12 protein-coding genes are annotated in these 12333 nt (G+C 38.7%); 7 read left to right on the forward strand and 5 right to left on the reverse strand.

What is annotated here, in order from left to right; genetic code table 11:
• The first annotated feature begins 7 nt into the window (after positions 1-7).
• Complete coding sequence (locus tag VCHSUH03_RS07740) at positions 8-892, forward strand: LysR family transcriptional regulator (RefSeq protein WP_105094618.1); 885 nt, start codon at positions 8-10, stop codon at positions 890-892.
• Between the two features lie 129 nt (positions 893-1021).
• Here the strand turns inward: VCHSUH03_RS07740 and VCHSUH03_RS07745 are convergent, their stop codons facing one another.
• Positions 1022-1636 (reverse strand): LysE/ArgO family amino acid transporter, encoded by a 615-nt coding sequence (locus VCHSUH03_RS07745; RefSeq protein ID WP_105085159.1) that lies wholly within the window; start codon positions 1634-1636, stop codon positions 1022-1024.
• Between the two features lie 135 nt (positions 1637-1771).
• Positions 1772-2812 (reverse strand): YeiH family protein, encoded by a 1041-nt coding sequence (locus VCHSUH03_RS07750; RefSeq protein ID WP_105094619.1) that lies wholly within the window; start codon positions 2810-2812, stop codon positions 1772-1774.
• Between the two features lie 341 nt (positions 2813-3153).
• Here VCHSUH03_RS07750 and VCHSUH03_RS07755 point away from each other — a divergent pair, with 341 nt between their 5' ends.
• The 4 genes from VCHSUH03_RS07755 (at position 3154) to VCHSUH03_RS07770 (ending at position 8260) form a co-directional block, all read left to right on the forward strand.
• On the forward strand, positions 3154-3699 hold the full coding sequence (locus VCHSUH03_RS07755; RefSeq protein ID WP_105085161.1) for a beta-class carbonic anhydrase: 546 nt from the start codon (positions 3154-3156) through the stop codon (positions 3697-3699).
• Between the two features lie 742 nt (positions 3700-4441).
• Positions 4442-5194, forward strand: a complete 753-nt coding sequence (gene bioD / locus VCHSUH03_RS07760; RefSeq protein WP_105094620.1) for a dethiobiotin synthase — start codon at positions 4442-4444, stop codon at positions 5192-5194.
• 119 nt (positions 5195-5313) lie between these two features.
• Complete coding sequence (gene bioA, locus VCHSUH03_RS07765) at positions 5314-6702, forward strand: adenosylmethionine--8-amino-7-oxononanoate transaminase (protein WP_105094621.1); 1389 nt, start codon at positions 5314-5316, stop codon at positions 6700-6702.
• A gap of 217 nt (positions 6703-6919) precedes the next feature.
• Complete coding sequence (locus VCHSUH03_RS07770) at positions 6920-8260, forward strand: anaerobic C4-dicarboxylate transporter (protein ID WP_105085164.1); 1341 nt, start codon at positions 6920-6922, stop codon at positions 8258-8260.
• Between the two features lie 104 nt (positions 8261-8364).
• Here the strand turns inward: VCHSUH03_RS07770 and VCHSUH03_RS07775 are convergent, their stop codons facing one another.
• The 3 genes from VCHSUH03_RS07775 to VCHSUH03_RS07785 all read right to left on the reverse strand — a co-directional run bounded on the left by VCHSUH03_RS07775 (position 8365) and on the right by VCHSUH03_RS07785 (position 10502).
• On the reverse strand, positions 8365-8772 hold the full coding sequence (locus VCHSUH03_RS07775; RefSeq protein ID WP_105094622.1) for a Fur family transcriptional regulator: 408 nt from the start codon (positions 8770-8772) through the stop codon (positions 8365-8367).
• Between the two features lie 103 nt (positions 8773-8875).
• Complete coding sequence (locus VCHSUH03_RS07780; RefSeq protein ID WP_105094623.1) at positions 8876-9694, reverse strand: metal ABC transporter permease; 819 nt, start codon at positions 9692-9694, stop codon at positions 8876-8878.
• Entirely contained in the window at positions 9687-10502 is an 816-nt protein-coding gene (locus tag VCHSUH03_RS07785; RefSeq protein WP_105094624.1) for a metal ABC transporter ATP-binding protein, read from the reverse strand. Before VCHSUH03_RS07785 ends, VCHSUH03_RS07780 begins: the two co-directional genes overlap by 8 nt.
• Before the next feature lie 148 nt (positions 10503-10650).
• Here VCHSUH03_RS07785 and VCHSUH03_RS07790 point away from each other — a divergent pair, with 148 nt between their 5' ends.
• Both VCHSUH03_RS07790 and fic read left to right on the forward strand, forming a co-directional pair.
• Positions 10651-11556, forward strand: a complete 906-nt coding sequence (locus tag VCHSUH03_RS07790) for a metal ABC transporter substrate-binding protein (protein WP_105094625.1) — start codon at positions 10651-10653, stop codon at positions 11554-11556.
• Between the two features lie 171 nt (positions 11557-11727).
• The gene (fic, locus tag VCHSUH03_RS07795) at positions 11728-12333 is read left to right on the forward strand and encodes a protein adenylyltransferase Fic (RefSeq protein WP_105085169.1); all 606 of its coding nucleotides are present in this window, start codon (positions 11728-11730) and stop codon (positions 12331-12333) included.

Here is a 12333-nt window from a genome sequence, read left to right on the forward strand (position 1 = left end):
TATCGTTATGTTGTTGAAACAATTAGAGTATTTTGTGTGTGTAGTTGATAATAATAGTTTTACTCAAGCTGCGACAGAGCAGTATGTGTCTCAATCTGCTATTTCACAACAAATTAAAGCCCTTGAAATAAGTTTAGGCGTGGAGCTGATGGTACGAGAAAAACGAAGCTTTCACCTAACACCAGCAGGGCAATATTTATATCGATCTGGTAAAAAATTACTAGAACGCTTTCACGATATTAAGGTAGAAACAACCCGGATTGGTACAGATGCACGTGTTAGCTTACGAATTGGCTATTTAAATCGCTATAGTGGGATGGCTATGCAGCAAACGGTCATTCGTATGGCTAAACGCTATAAAAACCTAGATATCCGCATGTATAGTGGCAGCCATGAGGAACTATATGGCATGTTAGATGATCGTCGCGTAGATGTAATATTTAATGATCAGTGGCAGATTTTATCTGATGATTATGAAAGTCATTTGATTGATAAGGCGACCACTGTAATTGAAGTGCCACAAGGTTATACAAAGGAAGGTAGCGTCGAAATTAAAACTATTGATGATTTACCACTTATCTTAGTATGTCGCGGTAAGTATACGCTAGCTGAGGAAGAACATTATCGTAAGGCCATTGGTTATGCTGGTGCCTTTGCATATGCTCGTACATTAGAGGAGGCTCGCTATTTAGTAGCAGGTCAACAAGGACTATTGCTGCTTGATCGTTTTAAATATTTAACCGACTCCATGCCAGGTATTGAGCGCAAGGTATTGACTAACCATGGTAAATCGATGGAGCGCAATTACTACTTTGTATCGCAACAAAATCAAAGTAACACCTATGTAGAAGCCTTTAGAGAAATGTTTAAACAAGTTTTAGCAGAGTTTTAATGTATCAAAGACGGATTATGTAAAATAAATTTAATCGTCATATAACAAATAAACAATTACAATATAAAAGCCGTTAGCATATGCTAACGGCTTTATTGTTTGAATATTGCTTTATTGAGGATCGTTTAATTAAACATATTCCAAGAGCATTGTAACACCATCGATGAATAATTTTATACCATAAATGACGAGTACTGCACCACAGAAGCGATTGATCCAAGCCATATGGGTAATTTTGATTTTTTTAGCTAATAAATGCATGGTGGCAGCCAAGGCTCCAAACCACATTGGGGTCATAGCTAGGAAGCCTCCAAAGAAATAATAAATACCTTCTTCAGGTATATTAGCTTGAAAGGCGCCGAGCATCATAGTTGCATCAAGAACGGCTTGAGGATTCCCCCAGGATACAGCGATAGCGGATAGGATAATTTTACGAATTGGAATATTCGTATTTACATTGCGTATATCTGGTTCAGTTCTGAATATATTAAAGCCCATGTATACAATCAGTAGGCCCCCAAAAAGGAGTACGATAAGCTTTGTAAGAGGCCACATTTCAAGAATGGCGCCGATACCAAAGAAGGCTGCCGTACTGAGGCTCATATCAAATAGTGCCAATATGATAAGGGTCAATATGATACGACGTATAGGCTGTACCAATGCTGTGTTGATGATGAAGAGGTTTTGCATGCCAACAGGGGCAAATGTTGCGAGACCGACAAGAAGTCCTTGTAAGAAGTACATGTTAACCCTCCTAACTATGGTATGATAAAGTACTAATAAGGTGAATAGTAGCACGAAACCCCTCCATTGCTGGAGGGGTTATTACTATTCTAACTATATACAATTATATCATATTAAAATAGGCGTGTATATTTTTTACCATAAACCAATCATATGTTGTGTTACAAGGCTGACAGCCGTAATGGCAATCCAGCAGCAAGCACCTAATGCAAGAGCAGAGCCACCAGATTTAATCAATTTTACGATGTTTGTGTTAAGACCGATAGCAACCATAGCCATGGTGATAAAGTATTTGGAAATAGTTTTGAACACGCTTAAGAATTGAATATCTATATTTGCATAGGATAATGCAGTAGTAATTAAAGAACAAATTACAAAGTATAGAACAAACTTAGGGAAAATTTTAGCGATACTAACACTACCACCATCAGTTTGAGCAGCATTTTGTTTTGCTTTATATACTTGGTAACTAGCAAGGCCTAAACAAATTGGAATAATTGCAAGGGTACGTGTTAATTTAACGATTGTTGCATATTCTAGAACTTGTGTACCAGTGCCTTTCATGCTATCCCATACGGCAGCAGTAGCTGTTACAGAGGATGTATCGTTTACTGCAGTACCGGCAAATAGACCGAATCCCATATTGGAAAGGCTAATAGCGTCGCCAAATGGCGGGAATACAAAAGCTGCTACTACATTGAAGAAGAATACAACGGAGATTGCTTGGGCAATATCTTGATCCTCTGCCTTGATGACTGGTGCAGCTGCAGCGATAGCAGAACCACCACAAATGGATGAACCTACGCCGATAAGTACGGCTGTATTAGAGTCCATATGAGTAAGGCGATAAATAATATAGGACACGATTAAAGATGTAGCGATGGTTGAAATAATGACAGGTAATGAAATCCAACCTACATGTAATATTTGTGTAATATTTAAGCCAAAGCCCAATAAAATAACAGCCCATTGTAAAATCTTCTTGGATGTAAATCCAATGCCGGCACCAGTTTTTTCGCGCTTCCAAGATGTGAATACAGAGCCAATAATTATACCTAGGATAATAGCAAAGATTGGACTACCGATTAGATGAAATTCAAGACCTAATAGCCAACAAGGAATAGCGAGGACCGCACAGAGCAAAATGCCTGGCAGTGTTTTTTGATTAATACCCATTATAAAAACCTCCTTACTGTACATACAGTTCACGTCATATTTGGTATCATGTGGCGTTTTTTTCTATGGTTTTAATAGTACCACATTGGGGGAATTAAAATCTACTAGTAATGTAAGAAAAATACGGTATATTTATTTTTGTGAATGTATAAGGTTGAAAAGTATAATAAATGAATATTAATTATAAATATAGAATTAATATGAGAATTATCGGATTCTTGTGAAAGTTATGGACCATAACTAATATTTATGAGTGATAAAAATCACTTGTTTTGTAGTGAATATATTGTATATAATGAATAGCATCTATTTTAAAGATAGAAATGTAAAAGAGGTACCTTATGATTGATATTAAACAAATAATTGAAACCAATAAAGAGTATGTGAAAAACCACCCAGAATTACCAAAAGCAGGATTAACAAGCCATCCTACTAAAAAACTAGGTATTGTCACATGTATGGATACGCGTTTAGTCTGCATGCTAGAAGATGCATTAGGTTTTAACCGTGGTGAAATCATCGTTATAAAAACAGCTGGTAATAGTGTAACGCAACCTATCGATAATATTGTACAAAGCTTGCTAGTTGCTACGTATGGTATGGAAATTGAAGATGTATTAGTCATCGGCCATGAGAACTGCGGCATGATTGATTTCTCTGCTACAACTTTTATGGAGTCCATGAAAGAAAAAGGTATCAGTGAAGATGCGATTCGCATGATCGAACCAGGACTTATTGATTGGATGGATCGTTTCCACATATCCGAAGACAATGTAATCTATACCGTTAACTTCTTGCGTAACCACCCACTATTCCCAAAAGGAATGGGATTCTATGGAGGGATGATGGATCCTGATACAGGCGAATTCCGTTATATTGAGATTTAGTAGTGGCCTCGATGGGGCCCCTTTACATAACTACATTTAGGTAAAAAAGAGTGATGACTAACCTCTACGCTCCAAAGCGAGCTAAGTCGCTAATCGGTTAGTCATCACTCTTTTTATAACTGTATTTATGAACTAGTCCCATCGAGTCTATTCATATATCAATAAAACGAAATTCACTGTATCAAATAAGTAAGAGGGAGAAGTTCTCGTCCTTTTTCCTACTGTACCTATGAATTAGTCCCATCAAATCTGAATGCCATTAACGAGTTAGCGTAATTTCGCTGTATCGAGAGAGGGGAAATTAATGGGGCCCCTCTACATAGCTACATTTAGATAAAAAAGAGTGATGACTAATCTCTACGCTCCAAAGCGAGCTAAGTCGCTAATCGGTTAGTCATCACTCTTTTTCTCTTTTCTCCATATATAGCCAACCTACTATTCTCGCATTTATGGTTGTAGATAGGACTATATGGGACTGTTACATAAGTACAGCCATAAAAATCACAGAACCTAGTAAAGAGCGACTTAGCTCGCTTTGGAGCGATGAGCTAGGTTCTGTGATTTTTAACAAGGCTTGCACTAATGTATGGGGGCCCCATATAGTCCTATTACGGTAAACCTTAAGCGGAATAATAGGTTGACTATATATTCCGTTTAGCTGTATATTGTAATTAGATTGTAAACTTACTCACATAAATTAGTTAACCTATGCGGCGTTAAGTATCGCTGAGAGGAGACATGTATGAAGCAGTTAGGTATTTCTATAATTGGTACAGATACAGATGTAGGCAAGACATTTGTGACAGGGCTGTTAGGGGCCATGGCTGTAGATGATGGTTTTGCGGTTGGTATGGTTAAACCAGTGTCCTCTAGTGCGGTACCTTTTCCTGAATGTGTAACGATGGATGAGGATAATTATAATGTGGATCTTGAAAGCAAGGATGCTACACATTTGATGCGTTCCGCGGGCATTCCTGAGTCGCGCCGTCACGAGGTTAATCCATATGCTATTGCTGGAGATTTTTCTCCTCGTCTAGCAGCAGAATTAGCTGGTATAGAAATCGATTATGATGGTGTAGTAGCTCATACATTAGATGTTGTTAATCGCTATGATCTAACCTTTGTAGAAGGTGCTGGTGGTATTACAACACCTCTTTACGGTGATAAAACATTCACGGATTTAATGAAAGATATTAAATTACCAGCCATCGTTGTAGCTGATGGACGGTTGGGCTCCATTAACCGCGCTATTTTAACTTGTGAATACGCGAAGATGCATGGTATTGAAGTGAAAGCTATCATTGTTAATGATACGACTGCAGTGGATCCGTTCTTGTTGAAAACAAATGTGGAAGACATGGAACGATATACAGGTATTCCTGTAGTGGCTGTAGTACCGCCATACCAAGGCCCAGATATCCAAAAGGTTCAGCTAGGTTGGGCTCGGTCCTTTGTGGATTCTAAGAAGGTATGGAATACAGTACTAGGCATATAGTAGTTAGATATTGTAATTTAATCTGGCCTAATCATTTATATTAATAGATTGTTATGGTAGTAGAGCATTATAGGGATAGGGAATTATAGTTTGTAAAATTGTACGTATGAGGTGACGAAATGGCAGAGAAACAGCTTTCACAAGCAGCACAATGGGATCATGAGTTTGTATGGCATCCATTTACACAAATGCAAGATTGGTTGGCACAAGAACCAGTCGTAATCGAACGTGGTGAGGGGGTATACCTCATCGATGAGAACGGTAAAAAGTATTATGACGGCGTGTCCTCCTTATGGGTTAACATTCATGGTCATAACCATCCTGTATTAAACCAAGCATTGAAGGAACAAGTGGATAAAATTGCTCATAGCACATTGCTCGGTCTTGTAAGCCCGCCATCTGCACAATTGTGTAAAGAATTAGTAGAGCTCGCTCCAGAAGGTTTAAATAAAGTATTTTTGTCTGATGATGGTAGTACAGCTATTGAAGTTGCTATTAAGATGGCCTACCAATACCGCCAACTAGTGGGACAAACGAAAAAAACTAAATTTATCGCCCTTAATGCAGGCTACCATGGGGATACATTAGGTACTGTATCTGTAGGTGGTATTCAATTATTCCACCAAGTATTCCATAATCTATTATTTAAACCTTTGACATTGCCAAGCCCTGGCGTATATCGTGACGTAGCAGATCGAGAAAAGGCCTTTGAAGAGTCTTTGGCTGAACTAGAACGCATCCTCAATGAAGAGGGTGATGAAATCACAGCTCTCGTTATGGAACCACTAGTACAAGCTGCAGCAGGCATGCTCGTCATGCCTCATGGATACTTGAAACGCGTTCGTGAATTAACTGCAAAACACGATGTATTCCTCATTGTTGATGAAGTTGCTACAGGATTTGGTCGTACTGGTAAATTCTTTGCCTGCGAACATGAAGGGGTGGCCCCAGATTTTATGACCTTGTCTAAAGGAATTACTGGCGGCTACATGCCTCTTGCTGCAACATTGACTACACAACGTATATTTGATGCATTCCTTGGCACCTTTGAAGAAAAGAAAACATTCTATCATGGTCACTCCTACACAGGTAACGCCTTAGCTTGTGCGGTTGCATTGGCTTCGTTGAAAGTTTTCCGCGAAGAGAAGGTCATCGAAGGATTGCCTAAAAAAATCGAGGCTTTCACCAATGCATTAAAACCTATTGAAAAATTAAAACATGTGAAAGAGGTTCGTCAACGAGGCCTCATCGTAGGTATTGAACTTGAAAAAGACGTGGCCACTCATGAAGCATATCGTCCAAATGATGCGGTAGGGGCTAAGGTGGCTATTCTTGCCCGTGAACAAGGCCTTATTTGCCGTCCTATCGGCGATGTAGTAATTCTCATGCCTCCATTGGCGTCTACTGTGGAACAATTAGAGGATATGGTTCGCATCGTTGGTGAAAGTATCCAACGAGCTACCGAAGAAGAGGGGATTCTCGAAGATTTACGGCCAATTATTCTATAACGATTTATGCCTAAGTATTTTATAAAGAGTTAGGCTAAAAGGAAAAGCTATATATGTCATGATGCTACGTGAGTAGAGTCGTCGACATATATAGCTTTTTATATTTATTTATTATGATGTTTTAGTTATGTCTTTAAACTATAGACTATACATTGTGAAAATTCGATGATATTTCTGCATATCTATGATACTATATATGTATAAAGGAGGTCATCGTATGGACATTTATGTAATTATGCAAGTTATTATTTTATTTGGTGCCATCTTCCTTGGTGTTCGCCTCGGTGGTATGGGCATCGGTTACGCTGGCGGCCTTGGGGTAGTATTGTTAAGCCTTGGTATGGGTATGTTCCCTGGACAGATTCCTTGGGATGTAATTCTCATCATCATGTCTGCTATCGCTGCCATCTGTGCCTTACAGTTAGCCGGCGGTCTTGATTATTTGGTGCGTATTGCGGAAAATATTTTACGTAAAAACCCTAAACACATCAACTATTTAGCACCAACAGTAACGTATTTCTTAACTCTATTGGCTGGTACTGGTCATACAGCATTCTCTATGATTCCGGTAATCGTAGAGGTGGCAAAAAGTGAAAACATCAAGCCATCTGTACCTTTATCTATCGCCGTTGTAGCGAGCCAAATCGCTATTACAGCGAGCCCAGTATCTGCAGCAGTTGTTGCTATGAGTGGTTTTCTTGAACCATTTGGCGTAAACTATCCAACATTGCTCGCTATTTGTATTTCTACAACATTTGTAGCAGTTATGATTACTGCCTTTGTTATGTCTACATTTGCGAATAATGATTTGTCTTCTGATCCAGTATACCAAGAACGTTTGGCAGCAGGTCACGTGGCACCACCTCGTGAAAAAAATGCCGATTTCCATTTGAAACCAGGCGCAAAAACTTCTGTATTGATTTTCTTAATTGGTATTATTTGTATTGTATTCTATGCAACTGCAATCTCCAAAAACATTGGTCTTGTTAAACCAGTTATCTTTGGTCGAAATGACGCTATCATCGGCTTCATGATGATTATTGCAGCAGCAATCACTTACTTCTGTAAGATTGATACAGCACAACTTGTTAATACTAGCACATTCAAATCCGGTTTATCCGCATGTGTCTGCGTACTAGGTGTAGCATGGTTGGGCGATACTTTCGTAAAAGGTCATATTCCTGAAATCAAAGCGCTTGCTTCTAGCATGGTAACGGCATATCCGTTCTTGTTAGCCGTAGCATTCTTCTTTGCAAGTACATTGTTGTACAGCCAAGCGGCAACTACACAGGCATTGGTACCTGCTGTAATTTTAGCTCTTGGTATTACTCCAGAGAACCCAGGATCCGTATATATTATTATCGCATCCTTCGCAGCTGTATCTGCACTCTTCGTATTGCCTACATACCCAACACTTTTGGGGGCTGTACAAATGGATGACACCGGATCTACACGAATCGGTAAACTCGTATTTAACCATCCGTTCTTCATCCCTGGTGTGCTTGCCATCGCTATCGCAGTAGCACTTGGCTTCGTTGTGGCTCCATTGATGCTATAGTTGGTAAAAGCTAAATAAGGCTAATTCAAATATATTCAAATAAGAAAAGGACGTAACTTTCAAAAGTTACGTCCTTTTTGTTTGATTTATTTAGAGAGTTTTTATTAACCTTTATTCTTACAATCCTTACATGTTCCTGAAATTTCCAAATGATGCTCCGTCACCGTAAAGCCTGCATCAATTAATTCCTGTGGCATTTCTACTACAGGGCAGGTGTGCAGAGGTATCATGGCTCCACATTTTGTACACACTGCATAGTGGCGGTGTGTATGTGGTGTAATTTCATAATATGCCATATCGCTACCCATGAGTGTTGTACGGGTAACGATTTCCTTTGTTTCTAACAGCTCAAGAGTGCGGTAAATAGTAGACATCCATGTAGTGCTGCCGGTGCCTAATCTCTCTGCAATTTCGATGGCGGTAATGGGTTTATCTGTAGTTGTTAATACGGACCAAATGGCTTCGCGCTGTTTGGTCTTTTTTATGCCTTCAGGCCAAGTTGTTGTTTTCATAACTCTCTTTCGATTCTGTGTTAATACTAATATGCTATACACTTATATAGGTAACTAATAGTGCTAATTGAATATCTAGATACATATTGATTATTATTGGGGTTTATCTACTAAATTGCATACGACGTAGGATTGTACGGATGTTTTTAATGATTAATACTACTAGGAGAATTGCCACCGATGTAAGAGACACAAAACCACCTGGTGCTACATTGAGATAGTAGGATCCAAATAGGCCAATAACCATGGCTAGTAAACTAAATCCAATAGAACAGAGTAATGTTGTTCTAAATCCTTTTTCCAACTGCAATGCCGATGCTACCGGTAAGGCAATCATAGCACTTAATACGAGGACACCGACAATCTTAATAGAAATAGATACGGCAGCAGCCATTAAGATAGCAAAAATATAGTTAATAAAGTCTACTTTAACGCCTGCTACGCGGGCCGCCTCTTCATCATAAGCGATGTAAAGGAGTGAATTGTACAAGAAATACAATGTAAGAACAGATAAAACTGTTAGCACTGCAATACTAATCATATCCGTAGCGTTCACAGTTAAGATACTGCCAAAGAAGAATACATTGGCATTAGCTTTTAATTTACCTGAACTAATAAGAGTAATAGCTGTACCGATGCTAAGAGATAAAATAATAGTAAGAATCAAATCGAGATGGTGAGAGAAGTATTTCCGCAAGAACTCTATAAGTGCACCGCAGATAGCGGTAAAGATGAATGCTCCTAAGATAGGATTCGTATTTGTTAATAAGCCTAATGTAATACCTGCTAGTGAGGCATGGCTCATGGTATCGCCAATCATACTAGAACGGCGTAGTACCATAAAGATACCGATACAGGGGCATAAGAGGGAAATGCAGATGGCTACGAAGAAGGCGTTTTGCATAAAATCATAACTAAACATGGCGCACCTCCTCGGTTGTAGTATCATCGGCCTGAGCCTGAGCCTGAGCCTGAGCCTGAGCCTGAGCCTGAGCCTGAGCCTGAGCCTGAGCCTGAGCCTGAGTTGTTACATCTGTGAAGCAAGCACAGTTTTCGTGATCCATAGGATTGCGTCCTGTGCTGTGCATAATTTCACTAGCGTATTGTTCAGGGGAACAAAGGTGGCCTTTGCCATTTGCGATGTGGTAGATATTGGTTGAATTAGCAAGGGCCATTTCAAGGTTATGTTCTACAGATATAATTGTAATATGATGTACTTGATTTAACTCTCGAAGGAGGCCATAAATACCTTCTTGACTCTTTCTATCGATACCTGTAGATGGCTCGTCAAGGATGATAAGATCAGGATTACCGATGAGGGCGCGAGCGATAGATACGCGTTGTGCTTGACCACCAGATAGTTTGCTAATTAAACGGTTTTTGAATTCCGTCATATTGGTGAGTTCTAAGACACGATCTACTTCATGTTTATCTTTAATTTTTAATAGCTTACGGTAGGAATCAAGAATTTCTTTTACTGTAATAGGAAAGCCTGCATGAGAGAAATCATTCTTTTGAGATACGTAGCGAATGTTGTTTGTATCTCGCTTGATAGAGCCTTTTACAGGTGTCAAGAACCCTAAGATGAGACGTAGAAGGGTACTTTTACCAGACCCATTGTCTCCAACGATGGATATATAATCACCACTGTGAATATGTAAGTTAAGGTCATTCAACACATAAGGTGGCTGACCTTGATAGGAAAAATAAAGATGTTCAATAGATAACATATAAAAAACCACTTTTCTAATTGACAAAATCTTGAGTAAGTTTATACTATAACTATATTACAAATGCAACTGAGTCGCAACTGCAATAAAAGAATAAACAGTATTCTATGAAGGCATAGCGTTCAGGATTAACAAAAGGAGGACTACGATGGTCAAGAAACTGGTTTTGTTAGTTGTAGGCATCATGATGGCCGCTCTATTTGCAGGCTGTGGTAATGATGCACCGAAGGAACAAGCAAGTAAGAAGATCCAAGTGGTAACAAGTTTTAATGCAATGGCTGAATTTGCAAAGGCTATTGGCGGTGACAAGGTAGAGGTGTCTACTATTATTCCAGATGGCGTAGAGCCACATGATTTCGAGTTGAAACCAGAAAATATGAAACAATTGGCAACAGCTCAAGTATTTGTTTATAACGGTTTTGGCATGGAGCCTTGGGCACAACAAGCGATTGATGCAGCTAAAAATAGTAAACTCATCACTGTTGTTGCTACAGATGGTATAGAACCTATTAAAAATACTGATCCTGAAGAAATTAAGGAACATGGCGCAGAAGATCCTCACGCATGGTTATCTTTGAAAAATGCTAAAATTGAAGTGAAAAACATTAAAGATGCTCTTGTAAAAGCTGACCCAGCTAACAAGGACTACTACGAAAAGAACTACACTGAATACGTAGCAAAATTAGATGCTATGATTAAAAAATATGAAGAGCAATTCGCTAAAGCTCCTCATAAAAACTTCGTTACAGGCCATGCCGCATTTGCGTACCTATGCCGTGACTTTGGTTTAGAGCAAAATAGCGTAGAAGATGTATTTGCTGAAGGCGAACCAAACGCAGCACAATTGGCAGAGCTCATTAAGTATTGTAAAGAAAACAATATCACTACTATCTTTGCAGAAGAAATGGCTAGCCCAGAAGTTTCTAAAACATTGGCAAATGAAGTTGGTGCTAAGGTAGAAACTATTTACACAATCGAAAGCAATGAAGATAACAAGACATACTTAGAACGTATGGATGAAAACCTTACAAAAATTGCAGCATCTTTGATGTAAGATGAACGAAAAGCAGCCCTAAATTAACTGCATCCCCTTTACTGGACAACCAGTAAAGGGGGTACAAATCAAAGGGCTGCTTTTTATTTTGTATGCCATGTTAGTTTCAACTAAAGTTTTATGAATATAGTATAATATATATTACGAGATAAAATAAAAAGGAGGTCCAATATGGTTATCACTAATAAATTAGGCATTACTGATTCTCCAACTTTGGCTAGAGAAGAAGAACGAATAAGTAAAAAATCTGCGACTAGATTATTTGAGCAGAACCTACTTAATAACATGTCTAGTGGTACTTGGACTACATTACAAGACATCCATAAGGTATTATTTCAAGATATATATGATTTTGCTGGTGAGCTACGTACTGTAAATATTTCTAAAGGGAACTTTCGTTTTGTTCCTGTTATGTATCTATCTGAAGCGATTAAAACTATTGAAAGCATGCCACAAAATTCATTTGATGAAATTGTAGAGAAGTATGTAGAAATGAATGTAGCTCATCCTTTTAGAGAGGGTAATGGACGTAGTATGCGTTTGTGGCTTGATCATATGCTTTGTGTTGAACTACAAAAAACTATTGATTGGAGTCAAATTGATAAGGAAAAATATTTATCTGCTATGGAGCGCAGCCCTGTAAATGATTTAGAAATTAAAGCTGTATTAGCAGCGGCGCTTACTGACGATATCAATAATCGGGAACTATTTATGAAGGGGCTTGATCATAGTTATTACTTTGAGGGGTATCAATTATTTAAGAGTGAGGATTTATAA

Source organism: Veillonella infantium (assembly GCF_002959895.1).
Classification (GTDB): domain Bacteria; phylum Bacillota; class Negativicutes; order Veillonellales; family Veillonellaceae; genus Veillonella; species Veillonella infantium.